General features: G+C 39.9%; 17 protein-coding genes. 10 read left to right on the forward strand and 7 right to left on the reverse strand.

Annotated features, from left to right (window positions below; genetic code table 11):
- Positions 1–149 precede the first annotated feature (149 nt).
- The 7 genes from ABWK04_01800 to ABWK04_01830 all read left to right on the forward strand — a co-directional run bounded on the left by ABWK04_01800 (position 150) and on the right by ABWK04_01830 (position 4468).
- Positions 150–464, forward strand: coding sequence for a hypothetical protein (locus ABWK04_01800; protein MEZ0360620.1), 315 nt, complete (start codon positions 150–152; stop codon positions 462–464).
- A gap of 103 nt (positions 465–567) precedes the next feature.
- Complete coding sequence (locus tag ABWK04_01805) at positions 568–960, forward strand: DUF2173 family protein (GenBank protein ID MEZ0360621.1); 393 nt, start codon at positions 568–570, stop codon at positions 958–960.
- A gap of 2 nt (positions 961–962) precedes the next feature.
- Positions 963–1298, forward strand: a complete 336-nt coding sequence (locus ABWK04_01810) for a DUF2173 family protein (GenBank protein MEZ0360622.1) — start codon at positions 963–965, stop codon at positions 1296–1298.
- Positions 1299–1314: 16 nt separating this feature from the next.
- Complete coding sequence (locus tag ABWK04_01815) at positions 1315–2070, forward strand: cytochrome c3 family protein (protein MEZ0360623.1); 756 nt, start codon at positions 1315–1317, stop codon at positions 2068–2070.
- An 87-nt stretch (positions 2071–2157) separates the two neighbouring features.
- The gene (locus ABWK04_01820) at positions 2158–2565 is read left to right on the forward strand and encodes a hemerythrin family protein (protein MEZ0360624.1); all 408 of its coding nucleotides are present in this window, start codon (positions 2158–2160) and stop codon (positions 2563–2565) included.
- Between the two features lies 1 nt (position 2566).
- Positions 2567–4156: a sigma 54-interacting transcriptional regulator gene (locus tag ABWK04_01825; GenBank protein ID MEZ0360625.1), complete on the forward strand. Its 1590-nt coding sequence runs from the start codon at positions 2567–2569 to the stop codon at positions 4154–4156.
- A gap of 9 nt (positions 4157–4165) precedes the next feature.
- The gene (locus ABWK04_01830; GenBank protein MEZ0360626.1) at positions 4166–4468 is read left to right on the forward strand and encodes a hypothetical protein; all 303 of its coding nucleotides are present in this window, start codon (positions 4166–4168) and stop codon (positions 4466–4468) included.
- On the opposite strand, the gene ABWK04_01835 is transcribed toward ABWK04_01830, so the two are convergent.
- The 4 genes from ABWK04_01835 to ABWK04_01850 are packed head-to-tail and all read right to left on the reverse strand — an operon-like array spanning position 4445 to position 8425.
- Positions 4445–5395 carry a bifunctional riboflavin kinase/FAD synthetase gene (locus ABWK04_01835; GenBank protein ID MEZ0360627.1) on the reverse strand — a complete coding sequence of 317 codons (951 nt, stop codon included), beginning with the start codon at positions 5393–5395 and terminating at the stop codon, positions 4445–4447. The genes ABWK04_01830 and ABWK04_01835 overlap by 24 nt on opposite strands.
- On the reverse strand, positions 5380–5979 hold the full coding sequence (locus ABWK04_01840) for an NYN domain-containing protein (protein MEZ0360628.1): 600 nt from the start codon (positions 5977–5979) through the stop codon (positions 5380–5382). Before ABWK04_01840 ends, ABWK04_01835 begins: the two co-directional genes overlap by 16 nt.
- On the reverse strand, positions 5976–7196 hold the full coding sequence (locus tag ABWK04_01845; GenBank protein MEZ0360629.1) for a peptide chain release factor 1: 1221 nt from the start codon (positions 7194–7196) through the stop codon (positions 5976–5978). Before ABWK04_01845 ends, ABWK04_01840 begins: the two co-directional genes overlap by 4 nt.
- Positions 7197–7216: 20 nt before the next feature.
- Entirely contained in the window at positions 7217–8425 is a 1209-nt protein-coding gene (locus ABWK04_01850) for a hypothetical protein (GenBank protein ID MEZ0360630.1), read from the reverse strand.
- Positions 8426–8463: 38 nt separating this feature from the next.
- Between ABWK04_01850 and fbp the strand changes: the two genes are divergently transcribed.
- From fbp to hemH, 3 genes are read left to right on the forward strand one after another with little or no spacing between them, the layout of a single operon-like run.
- Positions 8464–9609, forward strand: a complete 1146-nt coding sequence (fbp, locus tag ABWK04_01855) for a fructose-1,6-bisphosphate aldolase/phosphatase (GenBank protein ID MEZ0360631.1) — start codon at positions 8464–8466, stop codon at positions 9607–9609.
- A gap of 23 nt (positions 9610–9632) precedes the next feature.
- Positions 9633–13097 (forward strand): chromosome segregation protein SMC, encoded by a 3465-nt coding sequence (gene smc, locus ABWK04_01860; GenBank protein MEZ0360632.1) that lies wholly within the window; start codon positions 9633–9635, stop codon positions 13095–13097.
- On the forward strand, positions 13090–14025 hold the full coding sequence (gene hemH, locus ABWK04_01865) for a ferrochelatase (GenBank protein MEZ0360633.1): 936 nt from the start codon (positions 13090–13092) through the stop codon (positions 14023–14025). Before smc ends, hemH begins: the two co-directional genes overlap by 8 nt.
- Here the strand turns inward: hemH and ABWK04_01870 are convergent.
- Genes ABWK04_01870 through ABWK04_01880 form a run of 3 tightly spaced genes read right to left on the reverse strand, consistent with a single transcriptional unit; the run spans position 14006 to position 16216 of the window.
- Positions 14006–15265, reverse strand: coding sequence for a HEAT repeat domain-containing protein (locus ABWK04_01870; protein MEZ0360634.1), 1260 nt, complete (start codon positions 15263–15265; stop codon positions 14006–14008). The genes hemH and ABWK04_01870 overlap by 20 nt on opposite strands.
- Positions 15234–15767, reverse strand: a complete 534-nt coding sequence (locus tag ABWK04_01875; GenBank protein ID MEZ0360635.1) for an ADP-ribosylation factor-like protein — start codon at positions 15765–15767, stop codon at positions 15234–15236. The genes ABWK04_01870 and ABWK04_01875 overlap by 32 nt, the downstream gene beginning before the upstream one ends.
- Positions 15764–16216: a hypothetical protein gene (locus ABWK04_01880; GenBank protein MEZ0360636.1), complete on the reverse strand. Its 453-nt coding sequence runs from the start codon at positions 16214–16216 to the stop codon at positions 15764–15766. Before ABWK04_01880 ends, ABWK04_01875 begins: the two co-directional genes overlap by 4 nt.
- Between the last annotated feature and the right edge of the window lie 85 nt (positions 16217–16301).

Raw genomic sequence — 16301 nt, forward strand, 5'->3', positions numbered from 1 at the left:
TTCAACATAGGATGAGGGAACTTCAGTATCTCCCTTACCATAAGGATAAAAGTTTATGCCACTGCTTGGAACTTTCAAGTAGTCAGGAGACTAAAATATATGACTTAAGATAGGATTGTTGGTGTATAAACCTGCAGGCGAGTATAAAAATGGGCTTTTCTATAAGGAAAGTGTACGAAAGGTTTAGCTTTTATGGTGAATCCTTTAAGATAGGTGGAGACTATGAGTTTATGTTAAGAGTGGTGCATTTTGGGACTATAAAGGTAGAGTATATTCCTGAAACTTTGGTTATTATGCGGGTCGGCGGCATAAGTAGTAGAAGTGTCAGGACAAGAGTCCAAGCTTTTATTGAGGATATGAGGGCATGGAGAATGCACGGAAAAAAGCTACCTCTCTGTACTCTCCTTTTGAAGAGGTTGAAGAAGATAAATCAATGGGTTTTTGCTAATAGGAATAAAAGATAACCTCTCCTGTTGCAACAATGTTGCAACATGCAATACATAAACAAAAGACGGTTCTTCTAAAAATAACGATAAATCAAGGGCTTATGGAAAGGTATTTTTTGGTATGGTTTTTGCAATATTTAAACTCAGGATGGAGAAGATATTTGAAAAACTGAAAGAAATAAGTGGTGTTTTAGTAATAGGAGAGTTTACAAATGCTGGTAACTTTTTAGTACATTGCAGTGATGTGATCAGCTATGAGGATGTGCCGGAAAAGATAGATGAATTAATAGCACTGGTACATGTTGCCAATCATTTTATAGACATTATGAAGTCAAATAGATGGTCAATATACACTGAAAAGGAAGGCTTATATCCTGTAGAGGGTTTTATGCTTGCAGGGGGTAAGTATGTGACGTGTATAGTTAGAAGCATAGGAGTGTTTTGTGAATATAAAAATGCGGACTTTGATAGCGTGTTTCGCATACTATTTGAAAATCTTATAAAGGAGGTGTAATCATGGCAGATCTTGACAAACTCATGCAGATCAACGGTGTAATTGCTGCTGGCGAGTTCACCGATAATGGTGAACTTGTAGCTTACAAAGGAGAAGTTACTGAAGAACAAGCTAAAAAGTTTGCAGAAGTTTGTGCTATGAACAATTCTATAGCAAAAAAACAAGTTGAAGAATTTTCGGTACTTTCCGGCTTTAATTGGTCTCCCCTTCATGGATGGGCGATTGCAGGACCTGAGTACTCTTTGTGTGTAATGGGCAATGTAGGAGTTATAGTCAAAAATGAACTGGTATCTTTTAATGACATATTTAAAGCTCTTGCCGAGGAATCTCATAAATGATCTCGGGGGTAAAAAGATGATTCTGAGTGAAAAGGGTCTCCTGTTAGTTCTTTTTGTAGTTACATTTGCAGTTATAGTTGCTCAGGCCGCGGGTCCACATGAAGGGCTTGACTGTCTTGGATGCCACGACCCTCACTATGCTAAAGCGGAGAAGATTTTTAAAGTGCAGAATACATTATATCCGAATCCGAGAACAGGGCAAAATGTGTCAGGAATAGAAGCCCTGTGTTTGGGTTGTCATAACCTTTCAAAATTTGGCGGGGCTGACATAAGACCTATTTATCTTCATATGACACATCCGGTAAGTGTGAAGCCAAATCCTAAAATTGCGAAAGTTCCAGAGAAACTCCTTGTGGACGGAAAGTTAAGTTGCGTAAGCTGTCATGATCCCCATCCATCCAACCCTAACTGGAAATATCTGAGAGTTGATACTCAGGGAGGTTCACAGGTGGGGGTATTCTGTATGGTATGTCACGGAGCTAAGGGAGACCAGAACTACTATAAGGTGCAAATGTCTCAGATAAAACTTTTTAGTAGTATGAATGAAGAGAAAGGTCCAACGTTTTTCTCTCTTACAGACCCTGATATGACCATACACAATCCTACTCCACTTTATATACATCCTCTGGGAAGTTATCCAAACAGTATAGCTCCAGCGTGGACCTTCGTTCCTAATGAGCCTTGGATTTACAACCCTCCTACAGATAAGTTACCAGAAGGTTTAAAGAAACTTATTGAGGCTACAGGAACGAAAGGAGGTGGTTCCAAATGATAAGGCGTATCTCCCCTTTCCCCTCCCCGTTCTCCCTTCCCCGCCTTTCCTCTTTTTTTTATTTTTTTTTTAAATTTGTGAATAAACATGAGTATAATAGAACTAACAAGTGATCTGCTTACGGGGGTTGAGGAGATGGATAAGGAACATAAAGTACTTGTTGATATGCTTAATTCAATAGCAGAACTTTTAAAAGATGGTAAAAGACAGGAGGCTGAAAAAGTGTTTGTAAATCAGCTCTCGTGGTTTGTTGAAGAACATCTAAATCACGAAGAAAAATTTATGGAATCGATTGGTTATCCAGAATTGGAGAACCATAAGAGATTACATAAGGTATTTAGGGAAGAAGTACAGAAGCTTTTACCATATGTCAAGAGTGGATCTTATAAATCTTTTAGTGAAGCTTTGGCATATTGTTGGGGATGGTTATACGGTCACATCGCTAAAGCAGATAAAAAATATGGGCTTTATGCAAAGGAAAGAGGAATACTATAACATGGAAAAGAAATTGTTAGATTTCTTTAATAATGTTCATTTTTTACAGGTATTATTTGATGGTGTTATTATAGTTAGTAAAGATAAAAAAATTCTGTTCTTTAATGAAAGTGCAGAAAAAATCTTGGAGGAGCGTTTTTCAATTGGTTCTCCATGTCCAGCGTTCTTTTCCATATGTCAGAGTTGTCCCATGAATATAGTGGAGGAAAACAAAAGCGGTGTGCAAATATACGATATTAGAACTAAAAATGAAAAACACGTTTGCCTTAGTATAACTCCGCTTTTTGTAGGAGATGAATTTATGGGAGTTATAGAAGTATTCAGAGATGTCAGTAAAGTGATCTTCTATATGGAAGAAGTTAAAAAACAAAAAGAGTTTATTGAGGTAACTCTAAATTCTATAATTGAAGCGGTTCTAATAGTTGACGATAGAGGTAATGTTATAGATTATAACGCCATTGCAAAAAAAGTTCTTTGTAGAGAATACGAAGAGCTAAAAGGCAAAAATTTAAAGGATATTGTTAAATTAAGTTTAGAAGAGCTTCCTAACCCAGGTGAGAGAACTGATATATATATAGAAACGCCATGCGGAATACATAAAGCATCTATCTTGTTATCTCCACTAAAAATCGGAAAAGGTTTTGTGATTTCCTTCTACATAGTACCAGAAAGTATGTCAAATTTACTAGAAAAAGGAGACATAAAGATAATAACAAAAAATCCTATTTTCAGAAATATACTTAATCAAATAAGTGTTATCTCTGATTATGATACGAACATCCTTTTAGAAGGAGAAACTGGGACAGGCAAAAGTTTTTTGGCAAAGTATATACACTACATGTCTCCAAGAAGAAACGGACCTTTTGTAAAGGTTAACTGCACTGCTATCCCCGACACACTGCTTGAGGCGGAGCTTTTCGGTCATGTAAAGGGGGCTTTCACTGGTGCGGTAAGAGATAAGCCCGGCAAGGTAGAACTTGCAGATGGTGGTACGCTCTTTCTTGATGAGATAGGAGACATGCCCCTGCATCTTCAGGCAAAAATACTTCACTTTGTTCAAGAAAAGGAATTTGAAAGACTCGGAGATACAAAAACAAGAAAAGCCAACGTGAGAATAATAGCCTCAACCAACAGAAATCTTAAGGAACTCATAAGGCGCGGACAGTTCAGAGAAGACTTGTATTACAGGTTAGGTGTAGTGAAACTGCACATTCCTCCCCTCAGAGAGAGGAAAGAAGACATACCTCTTCTTGTAAATCACTTTATAGAAAAGTATTCAAAAATGTACTCACGACGTATAAAAGGTATCTCATCAGAAGCCATGAAACTGCTCCTTTCCTATAACTTTCCTGGCAATGTAAGAGAGCTTGAAAATCTCATAGAGAGAGCGGTAATCACCTGCAGAGGTAGTATTATAAATCCAGAAGATATACACATTGATATGGATAGTATGCCTTCTGTAAAAGAGGAAGAGATAGAGAGAATAAGACAGGTACTTGAGCAAACGGGAGGAAACAGAAGTCTCGCTGCGAAGATTCTTGGTATGCATAGGACAACCCTCTGGAGGAAGATGAAGGAACTCGGTTTATAATTTATAAAGATGGTTAGGGAAGAAGATATAGTTGCAAGAAGTGTGAGCATACAGGTGGCTGGTGAAATACACAGATGCCACGAGGGAGCCTACTCCATGTTTTACTGTCTTCCCGTGATCATTTATTTTGACAATGGTGAAAAGAGAGAGTATATGCTGAAGGCTCACGGAGAGCCAAAAACCCTTCAGGACTTTCTTGAAAATAAAAAGGGACTTAGAGATAGAATGGAAAAAGGTTTTGCCCTTTTGAAAAACGGGGAGATAAGGTATATATCTCATCTACTCGCTTCAGCTCAAAACACTTCTGGCTAACTCTATGTCCTGCTTTACCTGCTTTTTTAGCTCTTCAACGGAGTTAAACTTTATTTCTTCCCTCAAAAACTTTACAAATTCCACCTTCACCTTTTTACCTCTGATATCTCCTTTGAAGTCAAGAAGATGTACTTCAAGCACCTTCTTCCTACCGTTAAAGGTTGGTCTATATCCATAATTGGCAACTCCCAGAAAGTTATCTTCTACGATTACTGCATAAACACCTTCTTTCAGACAAAGATTTTCAGTACCTTCAAGGTTGGCTGTGGGTATACCTATAATCGTCCCTCTTCCATCACCTTTTATCACCTTCCTTCTTACCCAGTAAGATCTTCCGAGATATACCCGGGCTTCCTCAAGCCTTCCCGAGTGAAGTAGCCTCCTTATTAATGTGCTACTCACTATGTGATCGTTCAACCTAAAAGGTTCTACAGAACTTACCTCAAAACCTAACTTCTCTCCAAGTTCTCTGGCAAGCTCTATTTCTCCTTCCCTTCTGTAACCAAAGCGCCAATCGTAACCCACCAATAGAAATTTTGTGTTTAGCCTGTTATAAAGTATATACCTCACGAAATCTTCTGCTTTCATCAGAGAAAACTTTTCATCAAACCTTAGAAAAATAGCGTAATCTATACCTAAGGTTTCAAGCATGTCTATTTTCTCTTCAAGGTTTGTAAGCTCGCAAGGCAGTTGTTTGGGCGCTAAAACCTTTAAAGGATGTGGGTAAAAGGAGAGGATGACGGTTTTTAGCTCCCTCTTTTGAGCTTCTTCTTTTAGTCTTTCAATAAGGAATTTATGTCCAAGATGAACACCGTCAAAATTTCCCACGCTGACTGCGGTTTGTTCCTTAATGCTATCTACGCAGTCCAGCCTCTTTACGCATTCACCATTCCATTTCAAAGATAGAGCTTTCATGATCTTTTCCATATCCTCACTATTCTCTCCCAGAAACTTATCTCTTGAGTTATCACCGGTTTTTCTTCCACCAAAAACCTGTCCAAATAGTCATCAAGAAGTATGAATCTGTCACATATCTTTCTGAGTTGATAGGAGCTTGTCCTTTTAAAGGATGCGTTCTCTACCCTTTTGCCTATTCTCTGTACTTCCTCAACTGTGTAAGAGTAGTCGCTGTCACCACTTATAAGCACGGCTGTATCGTAAGTATCCATGTATGCCATGCTAAGCATGTCCGTTGCCAGCATAATGTCCACTTCTTTTTCTACATACTCACCTGATGGAAGCTTTTTAAGATGCGCTATCTTTACCTTTATACCCATCAGTGACAGTTCTTCTAAAAACCTCCTCTGTCTTATGAGACTCTCCCACTCGGGTGTGTTCTTTTTAACATCCTTTTCATGAGGCATAGCACCATAAAAGTAGGCTCTTATAAGCTTCCTACCTTCGGTGAGAAAATCCACGAGCTTTTGATAATCTATCCTGATATTTAAGTACCTTATAGCATGGAAAAGGTTAGATCCATCTATGAATACGATCACTCTTTCATTAATCATAGGGGAAATCTTAAAAAGGCGGCAAGTCCGTCTATTTTTTTCTGCATTTGCGGATCTATTATAATTTTTATAATTGCTCTTTCCTCCAAAGCAAGTTCTATAGCTTCATCAACTATGTCTGGGATCTCGTACACCGACTCGCCTTCAACAGGACATTCGGGTTTGAGAGTGGGCAGATGAGATTGAGAACATAAGTAACCCGGCTTTTCAAAGCTTTCGGGTACTAAAAGAGTTCTCACATTTCCGGATGCGAGCTGTTCCAAAACCTGACTTGTGCCATTGACAGCAAGTTTCATGCCTTGAAGTTCGTCAAGTTGTTTCAAAAGATCCTTTTCCTGTTCTCTATCCTTTTGCCAGAGAAGATCGAGGATAAAAGATTTTAATTTTGCGTCGGTAATTTCGCTTGGATTTACGCGCACGTAACCTGTGAGCCTCTGGAGTATATACGGATGTAGATGGTTTTCTATTTCTCCTATGTCTTCTCTATCACTTCCTATTACGAGTTTGTCAAATTTGTATTCTTTCCACGCCTCCATTAAAGCGTCGTTGGCTAATTTAAAAAGTCTGTGCTTTTCTTCTTTTATTCTCATATGAAATCTGTACTCGCCGTAAGAGTGCTGTACCATATTGGGAGCTGATACCCTGGATGGCATTGTGTATCTCATGCTACCTTGCGCACCTTTGAGAAGTCCACCACCACTGTGGAATTTGTGAGATCTCGTTGCGAGGGGTTCAAGAAAGTCCACTACTTCATAAACACCTTCCAGATCCATCAGGTAGAACTTTACATGTTTTCTGTCAATTAACAAAATACCTATACTTCCAAGCTCTTCGTCTAAGGATGCTATTTCTCTTATCCTCGGGTTGTGTGTTACCATCAGCCTGTTTCTGTATACATAAGGGAGCTTAACCACTTCAAAAAGTCCCTTCGCGCTTGAAGAGAAGATGGCTATGCCTCTGCATGCTTTTACGTTTTGAAGTTGGAACAAATAGGATTCAATTTTTTCAAAGTCCTCGTTTATAGATTCAAGAACTTCTTTATCAATTTCCCTTTTTGAAAGGTATTCCTTTTGTTCTTTGACCATGTTTTTAAAGGTCAAAAGATACTTTCTGTCAGCTCTTTCTTCGGGTGAGAGATTGAGATAAAGGTTTGTCACCATGTACTTATCCGGTTTAAATGATGTCAACACGTCAAGGGATGCTTTTAAGCTTTTCATACTAAACCTCCGATCTGTATTTATTGCATATATTTTACCAAAACTTCCTTCGCATATCTTTCCTTATCCTTGTCATCTTCGGAAGCTATCAAACCTATTACCCTCCACCTTTTATTCTGACCGTATGTGAAGTATATCCTACCACCTTTAGGCTTCAATTTAAAAACATTTCTGAGTCCTTTCATGTTTTCCAGCGGTTCTCCCCTATCCCTCATATTAAGTATTAAAAGTTCCTTTATAAATTCCCTTTTTTTATCAAGCGGTAGGTGCATAAACTCGCTTAGAACTCTGTCCTCTATCTCCACATTGTCAAGTATAAAGCTGAACACCTCCCTGTATATATCTGCTTTGCTCAGTACCTTCTTTTTGAGCTGTTCAAGATCAAGAGCTAAAAGGTCCCTTTCCTTACCAAGAGCTTCAAACTGGGATCTGAGTTTTGACAATTCCATCCTGAGCTGATCCTTTTCACTTTCTGAGATTTCCAAAAGAGATTGAAGCTCCAAAACCTCTTTTACAAGCTTTTTCCTCTCCTTTCTGAGATTTGCTATTTCACCTTTCTGACTCTTTTCCTCCTGTCTTTGTAGCAGTTCAAGGAGTTCAAAGAGTTTTCTGTTAGCTTCAACTGTTCTTTCAAGCCTGCTTCTGTATTCGATGAGACTCATTTCCGTTTGTCTTATCTTCTCTATAAGTTCATCCCTTTCCTTTAAAAGAGCCTGCCTGTCTGCTGTTTGAAAATCTTTCAGTTGATTAAGTTTTTCCTCTACAGCCTCCTTTTCTCTTTTGAGGGAGCTGATTAGTTCTTCGGCTAATCTCACCTGTTCCTTGATATTCTCAAACTCCTTTCTGTTTCTCTCAAGATCCTCCTCAAGCCTCTTCCTTTCTTCGGAGAGCTTCCTTATATTCGTCTCGGTTGGGGATTCAAAGAGCCACAGAAAGATGAGTGTTAGCAAGAAAGATGGAGTATACTCTGCTATAACTGTATAACTGCGCGTGATAAAGGAAAGCCCAAGTATCTGGAAGAAAAAGAGGTAAGCTAACCATAGGACTGTGCTGTTTCTGTAGCCAAAGAGCCAGGCAAGATAGAGAGCTGAATCAAAAGATATGAGCGTAATGAAGCTTTGAAGGTCTTCTGGAAAGAACCTAACTGGAAGAACTACCTTGCTTGAGATATACTCAAGTAGGAAGTTATATGACACTATCAGGAAAAGGAGCTTTAAGCTTTCCCTCATAGGGTATAATATAGGGAAGAAATCAAAGGAGGTTTGGTATGAAAGTGACGCTTAGCGTTATTAAAGCGGATGTAGGGGGTTATGTGGGACACTCCGCTGTACATCCCGAACTTGTGGAAACTATTGAAGAATTTGTAAAAGAGGAGGTGAAGAAAGGACTGCTTATTGATGCTGACATACTTACGTGTGGTGACGATACAGCAATAGTTATGACGCATACTCACGGTGTGGATAGTGAGATAGTTCATGGCATAGCCTGGAGAGCCTTTGAAAAGGCAACTGAGGTAGCAAAAAGGCTCAAACTTTACGGTGCTGGTCAAGATCTTCTTTCTACAGCCTTTTCCGGAAATGTTAAAGGTATGGGTCCTGGCGTTGCGGAGATGGAGTTTGAGGAGAGACCTTCTGAGCCTATAATAATCTTTTTTGCGGATAAGACAGCTCCGAGTGCGTGGAGCCTCCCACTTTACGAGATGTTTGCGGATCCTATGGTGTGCGCTGGACTTGTCATTGATCCCAAGATGCACGATGGATTCACTTTTGAAGTTCTTGACACTTACACTGGTAAAGCTGTAAAGCTTTCTACACCATCAGAACTTTACGAACTTTTGGCTCTCATAGGTACTGTGGAGAGGTATGCGGTCAGAAGCGTCTGGAGGAATAATGACGGTGAGATAGCTGCTGTTGCCTCAACTCAGAGGCTCTCTTTAATAGCAGGTAAGTATGTTGGTAAGGACGATCCTGTCATGATAGTGAGAGCTCAGGCTGGATTTCCTGCTGTAGGTGAGATCCTTGAGCCTTTTGCAAGACCGTGGATAGTGGAAGGATGGATGAGGGGATCTCACAACGGACCACTCATGCCTGTATCCTTTAAAGATGCCAAACCTACCAGGTTTGATGGACCACCTAGGGTTATAGCTGCAGGCTATCAGCTTGCAGAAGGCAAATTAATTGGTCCGAGAGATCTCTTTGACGATCCCGCCTTTGACAAAGCAAGAGAGCAGGCTCAGGTGATAGCTGACATACTAAGGAGACAGGGTATCTTTGAACCTCACAGACTCCCATCTGAGGAAATGGAGTACACTACCCTTCCTAAGATACTCAAAAAGTTGGAAGAAAGATTTTATGAGGTGGAAGCCCCCAGAAAACCTGTGGAAGACCCAGTTGAAAAACACGATATGGACTAAAGGAATGCTATAAATTTATATTGATGCGGGCGTGGATAGAGAAAATTTTGGTGGAGGGTTTTAAGTCTTACGGAAGGGGGAGGACGCAGATCCCCTTAGGATCAGGTTTTGTAGGCATTGTGGGACCAAACGGTGCTGGGAAATCCAACATAGGGGATGCCATATCTTTCGCTTTAGGTCTTGCAACAGCCAAGACCCTGAGGGCAAAAAATCTATCTTACTTAATATACTCAAAAGACGGAGAAAGTAGCGATTTTGCTTATGTTGAGGTGCATTTTAAGAATGAAGGCGCATTTCCAGTGGAGGACCAACACATAGTGATTTCAAGAAAGGTGGAAAGAGACGGAAGAACCACTTTCCGGATAAACGGTAGTGTGGTGAAAGAGAGAGATCTCAAGGAGCTTCTCTCAAGGGCTGGTCTTTACGAGAACGCATACAACATAGTTTTGCAAGGTGATGTCATACGCTTTTTGAAAATGACCCCTGTAGAAAGAAGGAAACTTATAGAAGAAGTTGCGGGCATAGGCGAATATGAGGAGAAAAAACAGAAAGCGCTTACGGATCTTGGGGATGTAGAACTTAAGTTGAGGGAGCTTAGACTCCTGATAGACGAGATGGAAGTTCAGATGGAGAGGTTATCAACTGATGTCAAAAAGTTGAGAAAGTATAGGGAGCTGGAAAGCGCATTAACAGACCTGCAGATAAAACTGCTTGTAAAAGATGCAAGAAGTGTAAGCCAAACTCTTGAAAGCCTCCAAGCATCTGCGCAGGAAAGGAAGCTTGAGCTTTCCCGAATAAGGCAAGATCTAAAAGATCTGGAAACCGAGTATACTAAGAGAGAAGATGAGCTAAAGTCCATAAATTCCCAGCTACTTCCCTTTAAGGAAAGGCTCGGAAAGTTAAGTTCCGACATTGAGCATATAGAAAGCAATATAAAAGAGCTTTTGCAAAAACAGGAAGAGACACAGGAAGATATACTCAAAAGTGAGGAACACCTCAAAAGCCTAAGGGCAAATCTTGAAAAGCTCTTGGATGAGGAAAAAGATCTTAAAATCCTGATATCCGAAAAGGAAAGAAGTATTACCCTTATGCAAGAGAGGCTTGAATCTCTCTATGCGAACCTCAGGAGCAAAGAAGAGGGACTTAAAGTTTCCCTTGAGGAAGCACACGCAACCGAAGAGAAGATAAGCTCTATAAGGAAGGAGCTTGATCAGAAAAGAGAACGTGTGTCCCAAATAGATATAAAACTCAGAGAGATAGAAATAAAGGGTGAGAGGATCGTGGAAGACACGAGAAAGCTCAAAGAAGAAGTAGAAAAGCTAAAATCACAGATGGGTGAGAACCTTATGAAGATGGAAAACTATCGCAAAATGTATAAAGAGGAAGAGATATCTATAAAGAGGAAAAAGGCGGAGATTGAAAATCTTGAAGGCAAGCTAAAGAGAATAAGACAAGAAAAAGAGGAGATCCTTAAGGAAAAGGCTGTGCTTGAAACCAAGCTCGCAAATAGTGAAGGTGATGCGCTACCCTTTGAGGATATAGAAGGTGTTTATGGCAGGGTATCGCAACTTATAAAAGTAAAGGACTTTGAGTATATAAAAGCGGTGGAGTCCGCCGGTGGTGCGAGACTTTCCTATGTGGTGGTACGTGACGAAGATGTAGCTAAAGAGTGTATTCAGAGACTAAAAGAGGTGAGGTGGGGAAGAATTAACTTTATACCTCTTAACAGAATAAAAGCTCCCGATCTTCCATCCTATCCCAGAAGGAAGGGCTTTATAGACTTTGTTGTGAATCTTGTAGAGTACGATAGGAAATTTGAAAGGGCTGTGAGGTTCGTTTTCGGAGACACCCTTTTGGTTGAAGACTTTCAGAGTGCGAAAGATCTGGGAATTGGCAATTACAGGATGGTTACTCTTGAAGGCGAACTCTTTGAAAAGACTGGAGTTATCAGCGGTGGATACCTTGAAAGCAGAGGTGACCTCGGAAGAGAGTTTTACATAGAGGAGCTAAGGAGACTTTCCGAAGTTGAGGAAAAACTCAGGTTCGAGGAGGAGCAAACTGAAAAGCTTTTAAAAAGCCTTAGAGAAGAACTCATAGAAAAGGAAGGTGTACTGAGAGTACTTGAAAGGCGTTCAAAAGAGCTTCAAGAATCTGACAAAGCTGGTTTTGAAAGGATAAAAGAGGTGGAGGAAAAGCTTTCAAAAGCACAAGATTATCTTAGAATGCTCGTGGAAGAAAAAGAGAATCTCAAAAAAGAAAGGCAAGCCCTTGAAGAGGATATATCTTACCTTGAGGAGAAACTCTCCAATCTTATGATAAAAAGGCAGTCTATACTTGAATACTACAAACAGTCAGGTATAGAGGGACTCAGAGAGGAGTATGAAAGGAGCAAAAAGTTTCTTGACAGGCTCAAGGAAGAGAGCTTTTCGCTCAATATAAAACTTAAAGACCTTCAAAAGGATATCCAAAATCTCCAAATGGAGATAAACAGAAAACTGGCTTTTCTTGAGAGCGCAAAGGACACCATAATCAATATAGAAAAAAAGATAAAACATCTGAGGGAAGAAAAGGTCAGACTTGAGGAGAGTGTAAAGGAACTTGAACGCACAGCCTACAAGCTTTACTCAATGAAAGATAAGCTGGAAGAAATCTGCACAGATATGCAGGTTAAAATTGGAAAACTCAGACTCCAAGAAGAAAGCAGGAAGGAGGAACTTACCAGATGGGAAGCCGAGATGTCAAAGCTTGAGGAAAAACTCAAAGACATCATGAATAAACTTTCAGAGCTTGGGTTTGCAGGAGAGCTTGAGGAAGTAAAGGAGAGTTACAGCAGAATAAGAGAAGCTATGGATACCGTAAAGAGAGAGATGTTAGCTCTCGGAACCATAAACTTTAAAGCCGAAGAGGATTACAAAGAGTACGAAGTTAGACACAAAGATTATATAGAAAGGTACGAAAGACTCAGTGAGGAAAAAAGAGCGATAAAGCAGATGATTGAGGAAATAGAGGCAAAAAAATTGAGAACCTTTATGGAAGCCTTTGAGAGTATAAACGGGAGTCTCAAAAGGGTATTTGCTGAGCTTTCTCCCGGTGGAAAGGCGTATATGCAGATGGAAAAGCCGGAAGATCCCTTTGCGGGTGGTATAAACCTTGTAGTAAAGCCTAAAGGTAAAGAGGTACAGTATTTAGAAGCTATATCGGGTGGGGAAAAAACGCTCGTTGCACTCTCTCTAATCTTTGCCATACAAGACTACAAACCCTCACCCTTTTATTACTTTGATGAGGTGGATGCACACCTTGATGAGGCAAACGCCAAAAGAGTAGGAGAGCTTATAAAGAGCAGATCCCAGAACGCTCAGTTTATAGTTGTTACGCTTAGAGAAGTGTTGGCTTCCTATGCGGATAGACTCATAGGTGTAAGTAGCAAAGGTGGTATATCAAAGGTTTTTCCAGTTAAAAATGTACTTGTGGGAGTCTCAGATGGGTAAAGTAGGCGTTGTGCTTCTCAATATGGGAGGTCCTGATAGCTTATCTGCAGTAGAACCCTTTCTTTACAACCTCTTTTCTGATCACGACATTATAGAGATACCGAAAATCATTCAAAAACCTGTTGCTCGCATTATTTCAAAAGTAAGAGCGAAAAAAACGAGACATTATTATGAGATCATGGGAGGAAGATCTCCCCAAAGGGAGCAGACTCAGAAGCAGGCGAAAGCTCTCCAAAATTTACTCGGAGAAAACTTTAAGGTGGTTATTTCTATGAGATACTGGCATCCCTTCATTGAAGAAGCCCTTGAGGAGCTTTTCAAAGAGGATATACAAAAGATAGTCTTACTCCCTATGTATCCGCAATACAGCAAAACTACAACAGGATCATCTTTTAATGAATTTGAAAGGGTTTTTAAAAAATTTCCGCAGGTACCAGTTGTTAAGATAAAGTCTTACCACGATCACCCTCTTTACATAAAGGCTATGGTGGAAAATATAAAGGAAAATCTGCACAATTGGAAGAATTACTTTTTCCTATTTAGCGCTCACAGTCTTCCCCTAAGAGTTATAAAAAGCGGAGATCCCTATAAGGAGGAAACAGAAAAAACTGTCAAACTCATAATGAAGAACTTTCCCGGAGTATCTTACGCTCTGGGATACCAAAGTAAGTTAGGACCCATAAAATGGTTGGAGCCTCCCACAGACAAACTTTTGGAGGAAATCATTAGCGCACGTTTCAGACATGTAGCTTTAATACCCGTGTCTTTTGTGTGTGAACATTCCGAAACACTTTACGAACTTGATATACTTTACGGGAAGCTTGCGAAGGATCTTGGTGTTGAGAGCTTTGTGAGAATCCCTACTCTAAAGGACCACCCCATTTTTATGGAAGCCCTTAGACAGTTAGTCATTTCTTCCATCTTATAAATTTTTCCAGAGTGTGTCTTGCCCTTGAGCGTATCAGTGGATAGCTGTGGTAAGAGAGCTTTCTCAAAAGTTCTAAGGCTTCGGGGTGGGTCATCTTAGCCAAAGCGTCAACTATTGCAAGAAGCAGTATGGGATTAGATTCTCTCTTTGCCATATACTCAAACTGAGGCAGGGCTTCTTTAAGATTTTTCATACCTATGGTGTGTATAACATTCATTCTCATTTCTAAAATAGGATGCTCAAGTCCCATGAGAAGTTTGTATTCATAAGGCATCTTGTGAAATTCTGTAAGGTCATACCCACAGTTTGGGCATGTTTTGTCCTTTTGGGATATGACGCTCCAGCAGGCAGGACAAAAATATATAATAGTAGAACCCTCATCGCTCCTTAATACCCTAATTTTGTCATCTTCTGAGAGATAATCTTCAGGTATGAAGAAATCTAAGGTTTTAAAGCTCTTAGTGAAGTAAAGTTCAAAAAAAGGAGCATCATCGCAAAAAGCTTCCTCATACGCTAACTTTCCATCCATGTACACTTTGTATCCATAATCCTGCAGAGCTACGCTTACTAAAAGTGCAATAGTATCAGTATGAGCTTTGGATACCTCATAAAGAGTTTTTTCTGCATCTTCAAGTTCCCAAAAGACAGAAAAGTTCTTGTATTCGGAAAGCAGGAAGCTAAGCACTGTATTGCTAAGCTCGTAAATATTGAGGAGACAGACGTTTTCTAAGAGACTTCTGAGAATAGATCTAAAAGCCTTTTCCCCCTTTTCTTGTCCTAAGGTCGCAGATACCACATACCCGTTTTGTAAAAAAATGTATCCTTTTCTTTTCTCTACTCTGTCCTCCACCTCTACAAAACCATTAATCCCAAAATCTCTTATTTTTACGAAAAGCTCTTTAATGTTAAAGCCAATGCTTTCCATGTTGATCCAGACTGGATTCCCCCTATATAGAGGCACTTCCTTAGACAGTGAAAGTCTAAAAGTATGTATAAGAAAATTTTTCACTGTTCTGTAAAAGCTAAGCATATCAAAATCTTTTTCTAAATCTCCTAAAAGGTTCCCCTCTATCATAGGCAGGTAAGAAGTTTCCTCAAGAGACTGAAGCTTGTACAAGCCTGTTTGAAGAGAAGAGCTATGGATTTCAAGAATCCATTTCAGGTTAACAGCCTCCCTATTTATAGGTCCGAGCAGAGGTTTTACCTCTTTAAGGAGTTGAGGAAGTCTTTCTTGCACCATTTAAAGCTACCTTCAGAGCTTCTCTGAAAGTTTCTATCACACCTATGCCCTCTATCGCTACCGCAGGGACTACAGTATAATCACTAAATATCCTTTTCACCTCCTCAAGCTCAATAGCGTTTTCTACATCCCTTTTATTTGCCTGCACAACTAACCCACCTGCGTGATCTCTTATTTCCTGAAAACTCCTTATATTTTCTTCCACACTTCTTGATGAATCAAAGACAAAAACTACAGCTGATGAATGTCCAAAAAGCCAAGGTCTCATAAGTGCAAACCTTTCTTGTCCGGGAGTGGTAAAGAGAGAAACGATGAGATCCACATTTTCTAAGCGGGTTTTAAGCTTAAGACTGAGCATATCAAGATAAACGGTTCTCCCCTCTTTGGTATGCTGGTGAAACCTGTCAAAAACCACATCTCTGTACAGTTCTTTTAGCTTTTCCAGGTTGGTAGTTTTGCCAGCCATACCAAGACCGTGATAGAGTATGCGAAGCTCTATCATATGGCTATGTCCTCAAACTTTATGGTGCGCTCAACATTGGATTTTTCCCTTACACTCCGAAGGATGGGAGATATCTCCTTTATGAGTCTTTCACTAAAGAGCTTTACGCTACCTATGGGTATCTTGTTGGGAAAAGAGCAGAAAAAGAGAAAGGAATACTCGGACTTCAGCATATATACGCTTTTTGTAACCCCAGCTACATAGAGAGTTCTTCCCTGATCCACAAAGTTTTCTAAATACTCCAAAGCTCCACTTACCGCAGCAGACACCACCGCACTTCTCAGGGACAGCGCTTTTAGATTTTCGATCTGAGGTGCGAAAGTTATGAGCCTTCCTCCTTCGTCACTCAAAAGTGCTATATCTACACCCACGTTTCTGACAAAACGATCTAAAAGCCGTGTAAGTTCATTAATTTGTTCTTCAGAAAAGCTGTAAGAGACAATATCCATAGCTTTCCTCCTGCTTTTACATATTAAGTTCCGACTGTTAAGATATAGTTAAGGAAGCTTTAACAGTATCTTAACAGTTCGCCGA

Origin of the sequence: Hydrogenobacter sp. (genome assembly GCA_041287335.1) — a bacterium.
GTDB lineage: Bacteria > Aquificota > Aquificia > Aquificales > Aquificaceae > Hydrogenobacter.

What these genes read in the sequence shown, in the direction of transcription:
- ABWK04_01830 (MEZ0360626.1), top strand. Translation starts at nt 4,166, where the DNA reads ATGGTTAGGGAAGAAGATATAGTTGCAAGAAGTGTGAGCATACAGGTG.
- ABWK04_01880 (MEZ0360636.1), bottom strand. Translation starts at nt 16,216, where the DNA reads ATGGATATTGTCTCTTACAGCTTTTCTGAAGAACAAATTAATGAACTT.
- fbp (MEZ0360631.1), top strand. Translation starts at nt 8,464, where the DNA reads ATGAAAGTGACGCTTAGCGTTATTAAAGCGGATGTAGGGGGTTATGTG.
- ABWK04_01875 (MEZ0360635.1), bottom strand. Translation starts at nt 15,767, where the DNA reads ATGATAGAGCTTCGCATACTCTATCACGGTCTTGGTATGGCTGGCAAA.
- ABWK04_01825 (MEZ0360625.1), top strand. Translation starts at nt 2,567, where the DNA reads ATGGAAAAGAAATTGTTAGATTTCTTTAATAATGTTCATTTTTTACAG.
- ABWK04_01845 (MEZ0360629.1), bottom strand. Translation starts at nt 7,196, where the DNA reads ATGAAAAGCTTAAAAGCATCCCTTGACGTGTTGACATCATTTAAACCG.
- ABWK04_01870 (MEZ0360634.1), bottom strand. Translation starts at nt 15,265, where the DNA reads ATGGTGCAAGAAAGACTTCCTCAACTCCTTAAAGAGGTAAAACCTCTG.
- ABWK04_01805 (MEZ0360621.1), top strand. Translation starts at nt 568, where the DNA reads ATGGTTTTTGCAATATTTAAACTCAGGATGGAGAAGATATTTGAAAAA.
- ABWK04_01850 (MEZ0360630.1), bottom strand. Translation starts at nt 8,425, where the DNA reads ATGAGGGAAAGCTTAAAGCTCCTTTTCCTGATAGTGTCATATAACTTC.
- ABWK04_01820 (MEZ0360624.1), top strand. Translation starts at nt 2,158, where the DNA reads ATGAGTATAATAGAACTAACAAGTGATCTGCTTACGGGGGTTGAGGAG.
- ABWK04_01800 (MEZ0360620.1), top strand. Translation starts at nt 150, where the DNA reads ATGGGCTTTTCTATAAGGAAAGTGTACGAAAGGTTTAGCTTTTATGGT.
- ABWK04_01840 (MEZ0360628.1), bottom strand. Translation starts at nt 5,979, where the DNA reads ATGATTAATGAAAGAGTGATCGTATTCATAGATGGATCTAACCTTTTC.
- ABWK04_01815 (MEZ0360623.1), top strand. Translation starts at nt 1,315, where the DNA reads ATGATTCTGAGTGAAAAGGGTCTCCTGTTAGTTCTTTTTGTAGTTACA.
- ABWK04_01835 (MEZ0360627.1), bottom strand. Translation starts at nt 5,395, where the DNA reads ATGGAAAAGATCATGAAAGCTCTATCTTTGAAATGGAATGGTGAATGC.
- hemH (MEZ0360633.1), top strand. Translation starts at nt 13,090, where the DNA reads ATGGGTAAAGTAGGCGTTGTGCTTCTCAATATGGGAGGTCCTGATAGC.
- ABWK04_01810 (MEZ0360622.1), top strand. Translation starts at nt 963, where the DNA reads ATGGCAGATCTTGACAAACTCATGCAGATCAACGGTGTAATTGCTGCT.
- smc (MEZ0360632.1), top strand. Translation starts at nt 9,633, where the DNA reads ATGCGGGCGTGGATAGAGAAAATTTTGGTGGAGGGTTTTAAGTCTTAC.